9 protein-coding genes and 1 tRNA gene are annotated in these 18,899 nt (G+C 31.8%); 9 read left to right on the top strand and 1 reads right to left on the bottom strand.

Translation table 11 applies throughout. The annotated features are described in order from the left end of the window. Positions 1–238 precede the first annotated feature (238 nt). The 3 genes from QZU77_RS04950 (at position 239) to QZU77_RS04940 (ending at position 11,932) form a co-directional block, all read left to right on the top strand. Positions 239–4,222 (top strand): Ig-like domain repeat protein, encoded by a 3,984-nt coding sequence (locus QZU77_RS04950; protein WP_295600893.1) that lies wholly within the window; start codon positions 239–241, stop codon positions 4,220–4,222. A 169-nt stretch (positions 4,223–4,391) separates the two neighbouring features. After that, positions 4,392–6,599 carry a right-handed parallel beta-helix repeat-containing protein gene (locus QZU77_RS04945; protein ID WP_295600889.1) on the top strand — a complete coding sequence of 736 codons (2,208 nt, stop codon included), beginning with the start codon at positions 4,392–4,394 and terminating at the stop codon, positions 6,597–6,599. A gap of 155 nt (positions 6,600–6,754) precedes the next feature. Continuing rightward, positions 6,755–11,932, top strand: a complete 5,178-nt coding sequence (locus tag QZU77_RS04940) for an Ig-like domain-containing protein (protein ID WP_295600886.1) — start codon at positions 6,755–6,757, stop codon at positions 11,930–11,932. Positions 11,933–12,140: 208 nt separating this feature from the next. Here QZU77_RS04940 and QZU77_RS04935 read toward each other — a convergent pair whose 3' ends face one another. Further along, positions 12,141–13,793, bottom strand: a complete 1,653-nt coding sequence (locus tag QZU77_RS04935) for a transposase (RefSeq protein ID WP_295600883.1) — start codon at positions 13,791–13,793, stop codon at positions 12,141–12,143. 604 nt (positions 13,794–14,397) lie between these two features. Between QZU77_RS04935 and QZU77_RS04930 the strand changes: the two genes are divergently transcribed. From QZU77_RS04930 to QZU77_RS04905, 6 genes are all read left to right on the top strand, one after another. Next, a complete protein-coding gene (locus QZU77_RS04930; protein ID WP_295600879.1) occupies positions 14,398–14,811 on the top strand; it encodes a DUF371 domain-containing protein in 414 nt (137 codons plus the stop codon). 58 nt (positions 14,812–14,869) lie between these two features. Further along, a tRNA-Leu gene (locus QZU77_RS04925) sits at positions 14,870–14,956 on the top strand. A 62-nt stretch (positions 14,957–15,018) separates the two neighbouring features. Beyond that, positions 15,019–15,597, top strand: a complete 579-nt coding sequence (locus QZU77_RS04920; RefSeq protein WP_295600876.1) for a hypothetical protein — start codon at positions 15,019–15,021, stop codon at positions 15,595–15,597. Then, complete coding sequence (locus tag QZU77_RS04915) at positions 15,582–17,735, top strand: Ig-like domain-containing protein (RefSeq protein WP_295600873.1); 2,154 nt, start codon at positions 15,582–15,584, stop codon at positions 17,733–17,735. Before QZU77_RS04920 ends, QZU77_RS04915 begins: the two co-directional genes overlap by 16 nt. A gap of 92 nt (positions 17,736–17,827) precedes the next feature. Beyond that, positions 17,828–18,679: a UTP--glucose-1-phosphate uridylyltransferase GalU gene (galU, locus tag QZU77_RS04910; protein ID WP_295600870.1), complete on the top strand. Its 852-nt coding sequence runs from the start codon at positions 17,828–17,830 to the stop codon at positions 18,677–18,679. Between the two features lie 4 nt (positions 18,680–18,683). After that, a partial coding sequence (locus QZU77_RS04905; RefSeq protein WP_295600867.1) for an NAD(P)-dependent oxidoreductase occupies positions 18,684–18,899 on the top strand: 216 nt, incomplete at its 3' end.

Raw genomic sequence — 18,899 nt, 5'->3', positions numbered from 1 at the left:
TAATATTGTCATTAAATATTACTTAAATTTTTATTTTATATTCATTTTTTTTGCATTTGTTTAGAATAGTATTCTGTTTTATTTGAAATTATTGTCAATTTATCATTATTTAATTTTTTTTATTATAAAATATTTTCAATTAGTTTAGACTAATTTTAAATATTACTTTATCATAAATATAATAATTGTATTCAATTTTTTTTGAATATGATTATTTTATATAAAAGGAGATTTAATTTTGAAATTAAATAAGATAATATTAGTTAGTGTTTTTTTACTAGCTATTATTTCATTAGGCGCTGTTAGTGCAGCGGATGATATAACTGCAGATGATAAACTTGCAGTTGAAACAAATGATGAGGTTGATGTTGATTTAGACACTGCCTCAATTGATGAGATAAGTTCTGATAGTGATGTAAATGATTGTGTTGCTGTCAGTGATGATGTAAATAGTGTTGAGAATTCAAAACTTGGAGCTTCTCAAAATGATGTTTTAAAAGATCCTGTTGACCCAACATATACTATTGATACAAAAGAAATTAAGTACGGTCAAGTAGAGAATGTTACCGTTACAATTCCAAATGCAACAGGTATTGTAAACATTACATGTAACAATGTAGTTTATTCAGGTACTTTAGTCAATGGTGTATTTACACAGCCAATTACAAATTATGTTATCAATAATAACAAGTTGACTGTGGAATATTTTGGGGATGAAAACTTTAATGGATTTAAGAATACTGCAAAAAGCTTTAGAACTTCATATGATGTTAAAGTTCATGATGCTAATTTCGGTCAGATAGCTTTCATTGAAATTAATTTATATGATGCTACAGGAACCGTAACTTTTGACCTTAATAACGGTCAGGATGTAGAGGACGTTGAATTAGTAAACGGTACCATCATTAAAGAATATAAAAATTATGTAGTATTTAAGAATACAATTGTGGCTACATACAATGGTGATGATAGATTCAATTCAAATAGAATAACCAGTAATTCTTTCCAAGCTAGACCTATCATTACAGCACCTACCATCTATAATGGTCAGGTAGCTGTTGTAACTGTTAATTTAGGTGAAGCAACCGGTATTGTTAATGTAACTTTCAATGGTGTTACTACAGAATGCCCTCTAGTTAAAGGTATTGCTACTTTTGAAACCACAGATTATGTAATCGGTTCTAATAAATTTACTTATTCATACAGTGGTGATGACACTTTCAAAGAATTTGGTGACCAAACATACAATGCCAAATTTGAAGTTTTAGACAAACAAAATTCAACTATCTATTCTGTTGTGTATAAAACTCCTGAAAAGAATGTCATTGCTATTGCTATTCCATATTCTAACGGAACTGTAAACATTACAATTAATGGTAAAGAAGAGGTATATGAATTAGTCGATGGTGAAGTTGAAATTCCTATCGCAGCTGATGAAGAAGTGTCCGATATCAAAGTTAACTATACTGGTAACTACAGATTAAATCCTGGAAACTCAACAGGATTTACAGTTATTGAAAACAATATTGTAAATGCTGATAATTACATGTATTACTTCGATCAAGTTAGAGCAGGTAAAATCTTTAATTTCATCCCAGCGGGTTCTACATTAGATTTCCAAGGTTCCATCATTAATCCAGACCAAAAACACATGATTTGGTTTGATGTAAATAAACCAATGAATATCGTATCAACCACTAATGATGCTTTCATTGATTTAAACACTACTGCAGGTAGTTTAATGGGTGAAGACCCAGGTAACCGTTTCACAATCAGTAAAGGCGGTTCAGGTTCAAACGTGACTGGAATCAATTTCCACAACACCCAATTATGGTTAACTAATACTAGTCATGTTGTATTGGACAGAGTAAGCAATGTAATCGAAGACCAAAGAGTAGGTTCTGGTGTTGGTGCAACATCCATAAGAGACGGTTCTACTTGGGTAACAGTTAAAAATAGTTACTTCTACACAAGAAACAATGGTGGATCAAGTTCATTAGTAATTGCATGGGCAGATTACTGCACATTCCACAACAATACCATCAAAGTTGAAGGTAATGTTGGAAACATGATTTACTTGACAACTTATAACGTTGAAATTCCTGAAGGAGTAGTTCCTAACGTTCACAATAACATCACTAATAACAGGATATTCGGACCGGAAAAGGCTGCTGCAATTTGTTGGGGATTCGTGGTTGCAGGTTCAGATAACTTGTTTGCAAACAACTGGATAAACTATACTGGTGTAGGTTTCAATGCACAATGGGGTATGGGTGCTGTTGGTAACAATGTATATGTAAACAATACATTAATTGGTGGAAGTTCTGCTAATTTCCCTGCGGGTTCAATTGCATACAACAACTATATCTCAGGTACTATGAGTACAGGTGCTAACTCTGTAGTATATAACAATACTGTAGGTAAAGCAATGACTGTAGCTGCTGGTGCTGAAGCATACAACAACACTGCTGGTGGTTTGACCATGAGTGGTGCTGAAGGTGTTGCACATGATAACATCATCAATGGTGCTACTACAATATCTGCTACTGGTGTAGAAGTATATGACAATGTATTTGAAGGTGATAACCTTATTAAATTCAGTAATGCAAATGCTAAAAATGGAATTTTTGCAAACAACACTGTAGTTGGTAGCATTGAAATTTCAAATAAAAATGCTAAAAACAATACAATTACTGGAAATAACATTACCACTTCAAAAAATTATGCTATTGATTTAAAAACAAATACTGGTACTGAAACTGTCATTACCAATAATATTTTAAACAGTGCAATGGGATTCGGTAATGCTGCAATTAACCATAAGGAAGATGAAACTTTGGTCATTGACAATTACCAGGATGCTGAAGCTGAAATTTCTGTAGTTGTCGAAAATATTAAAGTGGGTCAAACAGCAGTATTTAATGTAAATGTTAATGAGACATCCATGACCAATGCAATAATTGTTATTGGTGGTAAAGAATACACTGTTAATTTGGTTGATGGTAAAGGAACTGTTGTAGTATCCGGTTTAGCTGCTGGAAACTATGATGTTGATGTTGTTTCCGCTGATAAAAACTTCGGTGGTAGAAACAGCACTACTTTAAACGTAACTAAAAACGACATTGAACTTGTTGTTGACGCTCCTGACACTATCGAATGCTTAAATTATAATGTTACAGTCAATGTTAATGATGCAACTGGAACCGTTACTTTCACTATAGACGGTAATGATACTGTTGTACCAATCGTAAATGGTGTTGCAGTTTACACATTCGATGATTTAACTGAAGGTGTTTATAAAATTAACATTTCATACTCCGGTGATGACAAATACTTCGCAAACAAAACCAATGTAACAATTAATGTTGCTAAAAACAGAAATGTTGAAATCACTGCTGAAGATGAAACATTTGATAAAGTAGCTGACGAATACACTGCTGTATTTGAAAATTACCAAGGCAATCCTATTTCTAACGCTGTTGTAATTTTTACAATTGGTAATGAAACTTACAAAACAGTAACTGATGAAAATGGTGAAGCTACTGTTGACTTAAGTTTAACTAGAGGTAAATATAATATAAACGTAGCATTTGAAGCTAATGAAGATTTCGATGCTGCAAATGCAACTGCAACTATTTTAGTCAGTGATAAAACAACAATTACACTTGATTCCATTGCAGCCACATCTATTGGCGGATCTTTAAAAGATGCAAATGGTGATTCTATTGCTAATGCAACTATTGTTTACACTATTGCTGGTGGAAACAAACTTAAAACAACCACTGATGCAAACGGATCTTTCAAAATCAATGTTGACAAAAACGGTTTAGTTGTTATTAGTTTTGAAGGTGATGAAATTTCAGAACCTTGTTCTACTTCTATTAAATTAGATGGTATTGTCCCTGAGAAAAAAGGCAGTTCTAAAACCACTAAAGTGGCTTCTAAATTTGTAGCTAAGAATAAAAAATTCAAAGCTAAAAAGAAAACTAAAAAATATGTTGCAACATTAAAAACATCAAAAGGTAAAGCTATTAAAAATGTTAAAGTAACCTTAAAAATCAAAGGTAAAACATATAAAGCAAAAACTAACGCTAAAGGTAAAGCTGTCTTTAAAATTAAAAAATTAACTAAAAAAGGCACTTACAAAGCTAAAATTAAATTTGCTGGTAATAAGCTTTACAAAGCAACTTCTAAAAAAGTAAAAATTAAAGTTAAAAAATAGAAGAATTTAATTTTTCTTCTATCTTTTTTTATTTTTTCGATTCTCTTTTTTTAAAACTTGACCTCTTTTTAAAGATAAGTTTATAAATTATTTTTTACATAAATTAAAACATCTTTTAAAAATTTTGATTGTTTTAAAAGGTAAATAATTGTAAAAGGAGGTGAAAAATGTGAATTGGGATAAGAAATTATCGATTGTGTTAATGATTATTTTATGTTGTTTAACAATTACTGCCGTTTCAGCGGCTAATAATGATAATGCAACTGTAACTTCATCAGATATTCCTTTAAATCACTCTTCAAATCTGAACGTATTGTCCATTGATAATGATCTGCCTGATGTTCCAGATTATTCAGACGATGTGCCGGATGTGCCTGATTTGGATAATTCAAGCGATATTGTGACTCCATCAAATATCCAAATGTATTTTCATAATGGTGTATTGAAAAATCAGTATGCTGGAGAGAAATTAACATTTTCAGGAAACTTTGATAATTTAGGGACACTGTCCATTAAAGCTAATGATGTTTCAATAGTCGGTTTGAATGCAGTTTTCAAAAATACTGTATTTGATATTGAAGGAAATGGTGTTATTTTAAATAATTTAACTTTTGATTTAAATAAACCTGTTAAAAACAATGACGGTGCAGCAATACTTGTTCATGCTAGTGATGTTAGCTTAATTGGGTTAAACATATCTTATGTTGTTCCTAATGATGTGGAAGCTTATGGAATTTATGCTGATGGATATACAAGATATTCTTCTGAATGTCTTAAGATTATCAATTCAACAATATATTTCGAGGGACATAATGAAAATGTAAATAGATATAACTGTGCTGTAAAATTAACAAATGCTTATGCGCCGGTTATAGAAAATAATACAATAATCTCTTCACTTCCATTAAAGAATGTCAACTATGGTTTTGACGGTGCAACATTAGATTCTGACTTTGTTTATACTTTAGGTTTGGAAGAATGTCCTGAATTTATCATACGTAATAATGTCATTATTTCTGATGTAAATAAAAGACCTGCAGTTAAATTTCCTACATTAAACGGTATCATGTTGAGTAAATCCGATGATGGTTTATTTGAAGGTAATTCAGTCCACATGACTGATTTTGTGACTTATCCAGGTACTGAAAATTACATTTATGGTTTGGATATCTATAAATTGAATAATTTAAAAGTAATCGGAAATGATATTTCTATCGTTACAACAGGAGGTAAATTGGCTTTGGGAACCGCATATCCTATACAGATTTGTGGACCGATAACAGGAGTCAATATTACTAAGAATGATCTTTATTCATTTTCTAATGGGCCAAATATAGGAATTTATTCCCAAAATTTCTATGGGGAAACCGATTTGTCCATTACAAACAATAAAATTAATGTAACTGGATTGGCAGGAACACATGAATGGGCTTTAGTTACAGGAATTGAAACTCAAGACTCAACATCTGAAATTCTAAACAACATTATTGAGGTTCACAGTATAGGTACAGTTAATGTGGATGATAATTTATATGCAATAAGCTATCGTCAAAGTACAACTGGTGAACATTCATTCAATATTCAAAATAATACTGCTTTCACTGATGGTTATTATGGAATATACCTTTTAAGTTCCGATAACTCAAAAATAATCAATAATATTTTAATATCCTCTAATAGTGGTGCTGTAACAGGGTCTGATGCATATGCTAAAGGTTCTAGAACACATAATGGAGATACTGCATATAATAATAGGGTTATTACAATGGCTGATTATTATAATTCCCATAACACTATAGATGTAGGTCAAAACACTGACGTTAGGAACTCAAATTCTATCCAATGGAATAATTTGCCTTGGGTAAATCCGAGCAATCATAATGCACCAACTTATAATCCTTTGGTCCCACATTACTCAAATACTAATGAAAATCCATCTGGTCAACAGGGAAATGGAGGAGATTCAGAATACATTGATGACGGTAGTGTTCAAGGAAATTTAGGCGATGCTGGTGAAGGCGATAACAACTATAACAATGCAAATTCTCAAAATTACAATCAAAACTCTGCAAAGAACAATAAACAATCAACCGTTTATAGTAATGTCATTAACTCAACTGATATTAATGGATTTGACGTAAACACTCCATTCAATAGTAGTGATGCAAATCCTTCTATTGATAGTGACTCTCCATTGGGAAAATCTATGTCTTCAGGTTCATCACAGGAATCTCAAAGTGTCAGCAAAGCCTATGAGATTGAAAAATTGGTTAGTGAAACTGAAAACTTTATACCATCAATATTTTTCATCATTGCAGCATTGATATTGCTAGTTATAGGTTATAAACGTAAAAACTCAAGTTTTGAAACTAATTAGTCTTTGACTAATTATCTTCTTTTATTTTTTTTAGTTAATTATATATGTCTTATTTTCCATAAATTATTAATGAACTTTTTTAAAGTATAATTTATTATATTGAGGTTTTTAATTTGAAAGATTTTAAATTTATTTTTATTTTACTATTTATACTGGTGCTGTCAGTATCTGCAGTATCTGCTTCTGATTTAAATGAAACTGCAGATATGTCATGTGACAGTAACCAACATAATCAATTAACTCAAATAACTAATAACTCTCATTATACTGCTGGTCAATCATCAATTTATGTTGATGATATTAATGGAGATGATGAAAATGATGGTAAATCATGGGATTATCCAATTAAAACATTTAATAAAGCTTTAGAAATTGCTAATGATGATGATACAATATGTTTGGCTGATGGCGTATATTCTGGTTTGGATAATACCAAGTTAAACATTGATAAATCAGTAAATGTTGTTGGATCACTAAACACCACATTTGATGCATCCTACGAAAATTATCTGTTTTTAATAAACGATGGCGTTACAGTCACATTTAAAAATATTAAATTCATAAATGCATATAAAACAGACTATGACATTGATTTAATTGATAATTATGAAATAGAAGGAATTTATGGTGCAGCATTAGATATTAAGAATGCCACTGTAACTCTTGACAACTGTAATTTTAAAGATAATATGGTTAATTATGCAGATGATGAATATCAATACGCATATGGGGGAGCTGTAAGTAATTTCGGGGACTTGACAATTTTAAATTCTTACTTTTACGGAAATGCAATAGGAGCTACAACAGATATCTTCGGTTATGGTGGAGCTCTTTACAATAAAGGAAAATTATTTGTTAACAATTCTTCTTTCATTAATTCAAGAGGCAGCACCTACAGTTTTGGAGGTGCAATATACAATGACGGAGAATTATTGATGAACAATAGTATTATTGCAGATTCCTATTGTTGGGAAGAATCCAAAGGTGGAGCAATTTTCAACAACGGCATTTTCACTCTTTTAAATTCAATAGTTGAAAACAATACCATTGAAAGGACAGACTATAACTATATTTATGGAACTGTATTCAATTCAGGAACATTAACTGCCACAGGCAACATTTTTAGAAATAATACAGGATATTACAAACAACCAAATTCTGAATATGAAGGAACAGGTACTATCTATAATGTGGGCAACCTGGATTTATCCTATAATGCATTCATAGATAATATTGGATTTAATCGTGTTGTCAGTGATGTTTATTTGAACGGTGGAGAAAATATTAATTTAGATAATAATTGGTGGGGAACCAATGAAAATCCTTTTGATTTAAATAAAATCAGTCAGGATAAAGCCAATTCTTGGATAATATTTGATTTGAGTCCTAATTATTCTTCTTTAAATGTCAATTATAATGTGGATATTTTCGCTTCATGGAAATTAAGCAATGGTGCTGAAATTAAAAACAATTTGCCAGTATTTGGTGTAACTGTTTATACAATTGTTGATGGGAAAAATATCAGTTTCAATTATTTAACTAACGAAACAATTAAATTTAATTTCAATAATACAAAAACTACTGGAACATATGATGTCATAGCTATCATAAATTCATTTGCTGCAAGGTCAATTATTGATGTTGGAAAATCTAATGCCCATATTAATTTCAATGTAAATAACGTAACATTTTATAATGAAACTGTTTTATTGGATATTTTCCTTTTAGATGAAGAAAATAATCCGATAACTGGTAATGTTACTGTAAAGCTAAATAATAATATAAATACAGTTGAAGTTAAGAAAGGAAAGGGAAACATTACATTCAATAATCTTGTTCCGGGAAATTATACTTTAAATCTGATTTATGATGGAACTAGCTTATACTCAAAGGCAAATAATGAAACAGAAATTTATGTAAAAAAGATTCCTGTCCAATTGGAGATTAGTGAAGTTGGCGACATTAAAACAAGCGATATTGTAAATTTAAATGTTACATTAGCTGGAAATGTTGAAGGTATTGCATATATTTACATTAATGGAGTATTCAAACAAAGAATTTACCTTAACAATGGCATTTCTTCATTTAATCTAAATAATTTCGAAGAGGGACAATACAATATTACCATAATTTTCCCGGAAGATTCCATTCATGAATCAGCAAATGCAAGCGTTTTCTTTAATGTTGGTAAATCCTCAGTATCATTCAATGTTTCTTGTGAAGACATATATTCAGGCAATGATGCTATAATCAGGATTGAAGTAACACCTGAGAATTTCAACAGTGAAGTCATTGTTTCAATTAATGGTATCAACAATACTGTAGTTTTAACAGAAAGAATAAATAACATTACTGTTTCAGGCTTAACAAATGGAACATATGAGGTTAAAGTAATTTTCAATGGAAATGATAGGTTTTTCAAGGCAAATGCCTCAACATCATTCAATGTATTTAAATCCAAATCCAGTTTAAATGTAACCATTGAAAAAAATAATCTAACAGGAATAATCTCAGTTAAAGTAATTCCAAATAAATGCTCTGGTTTAATAACCCTGTTTGTAAATCAAAGGCAGTACAAATCCAATTTGATTAATGGTAGGGCTAATTTCAATGTAGAATTTGATAAAGGAACCAACCATATTTATGTGGATTACTCAGGCAATCTCTTTTATGATGGATCCAGCTGGAATACATCTATTGGAGAACCTGAAGAAATTTTTATAATTGCACAAAATGTTACAAGTTATGAATACAATGATTTTAATTATACTGTAATTCTATTTGAAGAAAATGGATTTGGTGTTGTTAATAAAAATGTCACAGTTGAATTTTTAGGAAAGACATATAACATCACTACTGATAATCAGGGAAAAGCTACTTTAAAATTAAATTTAAAGGCGGGCACATATGATATTAAAGCGAAATTTGAAAACAAAACTGTTTCCAATTCCATAAAAATTAAAGAAATTTCATTTAATCTAATTGCTCAAAACATTACATATGGAGGCAATGAGATTGTAAAAGTGATATTTGAAGATAATATAACTGGTAAAATCAAATTCAAACTGTCTAATAGTCTGGAAATGATTTTGGGCATTACTGGAAATGAAACTTTCGCCAACATAAGCGATTTAAATGCAGGCAGTTATATTGTAGAAGCGGTTTATTTCAATGATTTAATCAACTCATCCACTTTTAAAAGCAATTTTACAGTTTATAAAGCTAATGTAACCCTTGATGTTAATATTTCAGGAGCAGAATTAGGTAAAGATTGCATTATTTCCGTTAAAGTTCCAGAAACCATGTCTGGTGAACTTAATTTTAATTTGGATGGTAAAAATTATTCAAAGCAAATTGAAAGTAGTGTTGTCAGCATTAATTTAGGAAAACTTGATGAAGGATCTCATAATTTATCAATTACTTATTCAGGGGATAATAATTTCAATAAATCTAATTACAATACAACATTTTCAATAAAAAGCGTTAAAACAGATGTCATTTTGTCAATAAATAATGCGAAATATGGTGATGAGTTAAAAATTATCGCTAAATTGAATGAAAATGCATCAGGAATCGTTGAATTTATTGTAGGTAATTTAACAGGTAGTTCTGAAATTAAAAACGGTGAAGCTATTTGGACATTTGGCGGACTTGATGTGGGTCAATATGTAATTGAAGCTAAATATTTAGGTGATGATTCATTTTTACCTATCAGCAATCAAACTTCATTTACCATATACAAAGCGGATTCATTCATTCAATTATACGTTAATGAGGTATGTCTTGATGAAAATATCAGAATTTATGCTAAATTAAGTCCAAATTCAACAGGAACAGTTACATATGAAATGCCAGGTCATTACTCTCCAAGAACTAAAAATATTGTTAATTCTACAAGCAACTGGTACATTTCTCCCTTGTCTTATGGAAAATACACAGTTTATGCAAAATATAATGGGGATAAAAACTACAATCCTTCCAATACCACATTTATTTTGGATGTGAGCCAACGTAAATCCATTTTAGATGTTGTAATTGAAGACGTATATATGGACAATAGGGTTGTTGTCAATGTAAAACTAACTTCAGATAAGGGCAGTGGCATTTCAGGCAATGTATGGTTAAATATTGCATCCAGATCATATAATATTAAGGTTAACAATGGAAAAGGATCTTTAGTATTGGGTAAATTTGCAATAGGAAGCTATAGTTATGAGGCAGTCTTTGAAGGTAACGACGAGTATGTAAAATCCACTGATGACGGAAAATTCAATGTTTTGGATAGTTTGGTAAAAACTGAATTATTGTCAACTAATGTTACAAAACGCGTTGGAGGAAAAGAAAAGCTGGTTATTTCATTGGTTAATGCAAAAGGAAATCCTCTTTCAGGATATGTCATTAATATAAAATTAAACAATAATGATTATTCCCTTCTCAGTAATGAAAATGGAGATGTTTCATTAGATATTAATTTAAAAACAGGCTCCTATAATGCAATTGCAAGATTTAACGGCTCAGATAATTACCATGCTTCTGTGATAAACATAACAATTAATGTTTTATCCACAATTCAATCCAGTGATGTTGTTAAACTATATGGAACAGGAACTCAGTACTTTGCAATTTTTACAGATTGTAACGGTAAAGCTTTGGCTGATGTTCCAGTAACTTTTACAATAGGATCTAAATCTTACACATTTAACACTGCTCCTAATGGTGTTGCAAGATTAAACATTAACTTAAAACCAGGTATTTATACAATAATAGCTAAAAATCCTGTTTCTGGTGAGGAAGCTAGAAATACAATTAATGTTTATGCATATATCATGCAGAATAAGGATGTTACCAAGTATTTCGGAGGTAGCCAATCATATAAAGTGCGTGTATATGATGATTCCGGAAAATCAGTTGGTGCAGGTCAGACTGTAGTATTTAAGATAAATGGTAAAACTTACAACATAAAAACTGATAAATTGGGTTATGCAACTTGTAAACTTGATTTAAAACCGAATACTTACACTATAACTGCTTCACATAAGGGATACACAGTTTACAATAAGGTAGTGGTCAAGCCTGTTTTAACTGGTAAAATTGTTGTGAAAAAGAAATCTAAATCTATCAAATTTAAGGCTAAATTGTTAAATACTAATGGTAAACCTCTTAAAGGCAAAAAAATAACTTTTAAAATCAAATCAAAAACATACAAAGTTAAGACCAATAAGAAAGGGGTTGCAAAACTTAAACTCAAGTTAAAACTCAAGTCTGGTAAAAAGTATAATGTTGTCTTTAAGTATGGTAAATCTAAGGTAAAGAACATAATTAATGTCAAATAGAAGTTTTTTCACGACTTCTATATTTTTTTTATTTTTCATGTAGACTAACCTGTTTTAGATAAGTGTGCCTTCAGTATCAGTCAAAATTATTAAAGTTCTCTTTTATTATTTTCACTAACTCACCATTAAATGGCAATTATTTTAATCATATTTTTAAGTATATTCATGTTGGGAGTGTCCGCTATTTCTCCTTTGAATTTTTTTTAATTTAATTTTTGAAATCTATGATTTTATCATGTTCAATTATGTAATTATTTGTCCATTTGTCAAATATGTTTATGTTTGTTTGTTGTTTTTGTTTTTCTTTCTTTATTTCATTTAATATTTTGTTTAGGGTTTTATTATTAATGTGTTTGTGTATTTTTTTGATGTTGTGGGTTATTGTTGTTCGTGTCATTTCGTTATTTGCTTTTTTCATTCCTTTTGTTTTTATTCCTCTAAAATTACGTGATTCAAGTAAAATTGCGAATCCTCCTTCTGCGTATGGTCCTCTGCCTGCATATGCGTTTTGTCCGTATTCTGTGTAGTATTCATTTTTTATTTTATCTAAAATGGGGTCAAATTTCTCTTCGATTTTTCGTCCATATTCATTTTTCGTGCATTCTACAATATATCTGCATTTCTGGCATTCTTTGGAACCATATCTTTTTTTAGAACCTTCGTCTTTTTTTATTGTATTGTTTAGTCTTGTTAGTTTTATTCCTGCGGGGCATAGATATGCATCTTCTTTTGATAAGTATTTGAAATTATATTTTTTGAATTTTTGCTTTTTTGCTTTTTTTGCATCAAATCTTGTTTCGTTTTTTTCTCTTTGTTTTGCATTTCTTCGCATTGCTTCGGTTTTACATGGGATAATTAGCTTTGTTGGAGTTCTGTATACTCTGTGTAATGTGTTTATATTCCAATATCCGTAATCCACAACTAGAGTGAATTCTTTTTTGTTTAATATTCTTTGTAACTGATTTATAATCTCTATAGATTCCAATTGGTCGTTTGGATGTTGTGTTATGTAGTGTGTGACTATCATTCCACATTTATCGTCAATTGCTTGTTGATAATTGTAATTTAATCCAGATATTCCTTTTTTATCTTTCATGTGTCGTGTTTCTGGATCAACAGTGCTGATGCTGTATTTTTTATTAATATTTGCTTCCATTTTTTTTATTCGTTTTAAAACTCTTTTTAAACTTTGATGGTTTTTTAAACTTAATTTTAATAACTGTATTCCGAATGAATTGATTATTTTTTTGAGTTTTTTATATTGTTCTTTTAATTCGTCTTGATATTTGCCGTTGTAGAAGAATTCATGGAGTTTTATCCATAAATCTCCAGTATTGTTTTTATATTCTTTGTAATGCTTTAAAATAAACTTTTTAAGGTATTTAATTTGATCAGGATACATACTATTATATGGATTGCAGTATCCTTTTAATATTGTTCCGTCAGCATAAATTAAGTTTCCTTCAATTAATCCAGTTTTTATTCCAAATTCCACAAGGAATTTGTCTAATTCATCAATAAGGTACATGTTGTCGTTTGTAAAGTTATTTATTGTTGTTTTTGATGGTTTTTTGCAGTTGAGTAAAAATTGGCAGGTTTCATCGTTATTTTTCCACCAATTTTCTAGTTTTCTGCAGCTTGTTATTTCCATAATGTGTCCAAAACTGATGAATGGGAGCATTTCATCAGTTTTATATGTTCGTTTGGGTCCAGGTCGTGTTTTTTTATCTTTTTTAAATAGTTCTGGTCGAATTTCTTTAAAAATTTCAAATAGAATTTTAACTGTAAAAACAATATGATTTTTATCTAAATTTGAACCTACTTCTTTTAAAATAAAACAAGTTTGACTATCAAATCCCATTTTGATTCATTCCTTTTTATAATTTGTTATTTTTAAAATTAACAACATTTAATACAAAAAAGAATTTTAATAATTTTCCCCATTTTTTGGGGAAAAAATTGTTAAAATCGAAAAAAATAAATCATATTAAAAACAGTAAATTATAACTGAAGGTGATTTATTTTTATTGTATGTGTTGTTGTTAAATAATTATAAATCCCTTCATATTTATAATTATTTATTTATAAGTAAAATTAGGCTTTTTTAAGATTTATTTTAAGAAATAAGCAATTATTAAACCTTTAATACTTCACTTGTTTTATCTATATCAAATCTTGCAAAAATAGTTGATTTTCACAGTTAAATATTAAATATTTAATAGTTTAATTGTTAAATTTGATATTTGTTGCGATAAGTTGTTTTTTAATTATATAAAAAATAAATTTGGTGAATTTTTAAAATTCACGTTATATCCATTGGAAATTTTTAGTAATATCCATTTTAGTGATTAGTATTAATATAATTAACTAATATCGGACACTCCCATGTTTTGTTATCTTCAAAAAATCTATTTTTTTTATGGTTATAAAAACTTTTATTAGTTTTTTCAATCTAAATTATATTTATGATTTTTAAACTTAAAAGTAGAGGCCATAAGAATGTAACCTCACTTCACAAGTCCACCTTTGAGGTAACAAAGGATGTTGAAATTGGCCCGACTGCAGACTGCATTGTTGGAACCTCAGCTGACAAGTCCATGCTTAACTTTCCTGAGGAGTTCAAGGACAAAATTGCTAATTCAGATACCAGAATAACAGTCATTCTTGATACGGAAAACGGGCATGATGAAATAAACGGTTTTGGCCATGAGGACTTGACATTAACTCATCCCACTGACATTGTCTGCAGAACCAGTGACTATACCTGTTCACGCACATTGATGATTAGGGCAGACAAGGCTGCAAGGGATCTTGACAGTAACCTTATTGATGATTTAAAAAATGAAAATGTCATGGATGTTACTATAAAATTATACTAAAAACAGTTAACTATATATACATTGAAAAATATATCCATTAATAACCACTTGTTTTTATGCGGGGGTGGTCGAGCGGTCAAAGGCGCTAGGTTGAGGGCCTAGTGGGTCAGTCCCTTCGCGGGTTCAAGTCCCGTCCCCCGCACCATTTATATAAAGAACTATTTTTTCATGCAAATTTTATATTACATTAAAACCATACCTTAAATCATGATTAATTTAACTCGGAATTCTTTTAGAAAAACATTGATGTTATCATTTATCATATGCTTAAGTTTCCTGCTAATTGCAACAGTCAATGCGGAAAACTCAACAGACAATAATTTAACCGCAAATGATGATGTGGTGATAGTTAATGATGAACCGCTTAAATCAGGTTCATTCATGGATCTGTCACAAAAGATTAATGAAACCCCTGAAAACCAGGAGCTGGTCCTAGACAGGGACTATGAATATGATGAAGGTTCCAACCATGGAATCGTGGTCTCAAAGCCTATCATCATAGACGGCGACGGACACACCCTGGACGCTAAAAAGTCATCAAGAATATTCAACATCACTGCGGATAATGTTGTTTTGAAGAATATTAATTTCATCAATGGAAACGCATTAGGATTCTATGAGAATTTCTACGGTGGAGGAGCAATCCACTGGAGCGGAAACAACGGTTCCATTCAAAACTGCACATTCAAAGCAAACACTGCGATAGGCCTTGAGGTAGACCCATATGCAGAGCCGAGACAGTCCATTACGGTGAGAACGGATCATCCTGGGTGGAGCATAACGTAAGGCCGGCCGGTGCAAGAACCAATCAGGGAGGTGCAATAACCTGGATGGGTTCAGACGGTGAAATCTCATATTGCTCATTCAAAAACAATCATGTTGACTATCCAAATGATGGGGGAGCCATCTACTGGGCCGGTGAAAACGGTAAGATAACTTATTGTGAGTTTTTAGATAATAATGCATTTTGTGGGTCTGCTGTTTACTGGAGTGGAGTCAACGGAACAATCATTGCTTCATACTTTTTAAATGATGGAATTTGCGACAACGGCATTTTCTGGACCGGTAAAAACGGAACCATCAGGAATTCCATTCTGCTCAAGCAAGGCAATTCGGATGTAATTGCACCATATTCAGAAAATGTGAATGCAAATTTGAACTTCTGGGGAGACACAATCGAAAATCCAAATGAGGTTAACAAATTCCCAGGCGTTAAAAATTGGGTTTTAATAAGCATTGAATCTTCAGAAGAGTTCGTGTTTGAAGGAGATGAATTCCAGGTTAAATATGAAATGCAGAAACTCGTATTTGATTCAACCAATAAAACCTACAGGTATTATGGCGTCACAAACAATTCCGGAAATGTCAAGTTCACAGCTGAAAAGACAGGATTCATCAAGGCGTTCTTCAAGAAAAATAAGATTCAGATTGAATACCTTGAGAATAATTACACTGACGATTTCATAGAATTGGCACAGAAAATCCGCAACACTCCTGAAAACGGCACATTGGTATTGGACAAGAACTACTCATACATTGCAGGCTCAAACAAGGGCATATTAATATCAAAACCAATAGTCATTGACGGTGCAGGCCACACCCTGGATGGCAAATGGCTTTCAAGGATGTTTAACGTCACTGCCGACAATGTTGTTTTGAAAAACATTAATTTCGTTAAGGGCAATGCATTCGGCCAGTATTACAACAGGGAAATCGGCGGAGGAGCAATCTACTGGAGCGGAAACAATGGTGTCCTTGAAAACTGTAATTTCACCCTCAACCGTGGAATGGGCATTGAAAACGACCCATTTGATAAGGAGGCGGAATTGGTCTACTGCGGCAACGGACTGATAATGGTCTTGGTAAATTCAAGGCCGATGGGTGCGACTACAAACAAGGGAGGAGCCATTGTATGGAATGGTGATAATGGATTAGTGTCCAACTGTGCTTTCAAAAACAACACTCAAGGCTATCCAAATGCCGGTGGAGCGATATTCTGGAATGGGGATGATGGAAGAATAACTGATTGTGAGTTTTATGACAATGCCGCATGGTTAGGTTCTGCAATCTACTGGGCAGGCAATGACGGAGTGGTGGAATATTCAAAATTCAATCATTCAGACATATTCTATCATGAAATATACTGGTCCGGAGTAAACGGCACTATAAAATATTCCATTTTGCTTTCCCAAAACACTGGTGGTGTGGTTCAAGGCCATGGAAGCTTAAACGCTGATTACAATTATTGGGGAGATTCAAAGGACAACGTTGCAAGGTACTCTAAACTAGACAATACAATGTACTGGTATGTATTGGATTATGATAAAATTGACATTACTGTGGCTAACCTCATAAATGGCGCATTCAGCCTTGTTGAAAAACCGGGTAGGATAATTGTTCCAGCCATTTTTAAAGCAAGCATACTGTCAAATGATTTAACCCAATATTTCCAAAAAATTAATAAGATTACAGTGAGGGTATTCGATGTTGACGGCAAAGCGGCCAACAACCAATATGTAACCTTCAAAATAAATAAGAATGTGTATAAGGTTAAGAGTGACAAGAACGGTTATGCCACCTTGAACATTAAGCAAAAACCTGGGAATTATAATGTAATCGTCAATTTTAAAGACATTACCGTTAAAAACAAGATCCAAATCAAAAATACTCTGATTACCAAAGACCTGTCTAAAAAGGTTAAGAAATCAGCTAAATTCAAGATTAAGGTATTGAACGTTAAAGGCAAGGCATACAAAAATCAGCTGGTTAAAGTCAAGTTCAAGGGCAAGATTTATAAGCTGAAAACCAACAGTAAAGGAATTGCAACTTTTAAAATTCCTAAAAACTTAAAGAAAGGAAAATACACTATCAAAACAACTTATAATGGTTTAACCAACTCAAATAAGATTATTGTTAAAAAATAACTGTAATCTTCTTATTTTTTTTAAATTACTAACCTATTTATAATATTTAAAATAAAAATCATATATAATATAAAATTCTATGGTGATAAATTATGAAAGCTGTAATTCCAGCAGCAGGTTTCGGTACAAGATTTTTACCTGCTACTAAAGCGCAACCAAAAGAAATGTTGCCTGTTTATGATAAACCAACAATCCAATACGTTATAGAGGAAGCTGTGGCTTCTGGAATCGATGACATATTGATTGTAACCGGTAGGAATAAAAGGTCAATCGAAGACCATTTCGACAAGTCATTCGAGCTTGAGCAAACCCTTCAAAGCGCAGGCAAGGACGACCGCCTAAAACAGGTTCGTGCAATCACTGACCTTGCCGACATCTGTTATGTAAGGCAAAAAGAACAAAAAGGTCTGGGAGATGCAATCTACTGTGCCAAAAAGCATGTTGGTGGAGAACCGTTTGCAGTGCTTTTAGGTGATTCAATCACTAAAGGCCCAACCCCATGCACTAAGCAACTGATTGACGTTTATGAGAAATATGACGCTTCAGCAATTTCCCTTGAGGCTGTCCCTAAAAATAAAGTGGAAAGATATGGTATAATTAAGGGAACCGAAGTCGAAGACAACGTTTACAACATTGAAAAGCTCGTGGAAAAACCATTGGCTCACCAGGCACCATCCAACCTTGCAATAATGGGCCGTTACGTTTTAACACCGGACATTTTCGACAAGATCGATGAAACAGAACCAGGTGTTGGCGGCGAAATCCAATTGACTGATGCTCTTCAAAAACTGGATGCCATTTACGGCGTGACATTTGAAGGCAAAACCTATGATATCGGTAACAGGTTTGAGTGGTTGAAAACCTCCATTGAGTTTGCAATGGATGATCCTGAGTCTAAGGATGATTTGATTGATTATATGAAGGAAATGATTAGGGAGGCTTAGCAATATGGAAACTCAAAGAATTTTAGTCACTGGAGGTAGTGGATTTATCGGAACCAACCTCTGCAATGAATTAAGAAGCCGTGGACATGAAGTGCTGGCAGTGGATTTGCTGCATCATGAAGGGGAAGCCGACTTATACTCAGACTCATATTCAGATTATGTTAGGGGAGACGTCAGGAGCTACCGTCAAATGGAAAGAATATTCGACGATAACGACAAG

The sequence above is a fragment of the uncultured Methanobrevibacter sp. genome (assembly GCF_902774605.1).
Taxonomy (GTDB): Archaea; Methanobacteriota; Methanobacteria; order Methanobacteriales; family Methanobacteriaceae; genus Methanocatella.
Note: the sequence above shows the minus strand (reverse complement) of the source record. Positions and strands in the feature narration are given on the sequence as shown.

Coding starts and splice junctions, on each gene's coding strand:
- QZU77_RS04935 (WP_295600883.1), bottom strand. CDS start 13,793: ATGGGATTTGATAGTCAAACTTGTTTTATTTTAAAAGAAGTAGGTTCA.
- QZU77_RS04930 (WP_295600879.1), top strand. CDS start 14,398: ATGATTTTTAAACTTAAAAGTAGAGGCCATAAGAATGTAACCTCACTT.
- QZU77_RS04920 (WP_295600876.1), top strand. CDS start 15,019: ATGATTAATTTAACTCGGAATTCTTTTAGAAAAACATTGATGTTATCA.
- galU (WP_295600870.1), top strand. CDS start 17,828: ATGAAAGCTGTAATTCCAGCAGCAGGTTTCGGTACAAGATTTTTACCT.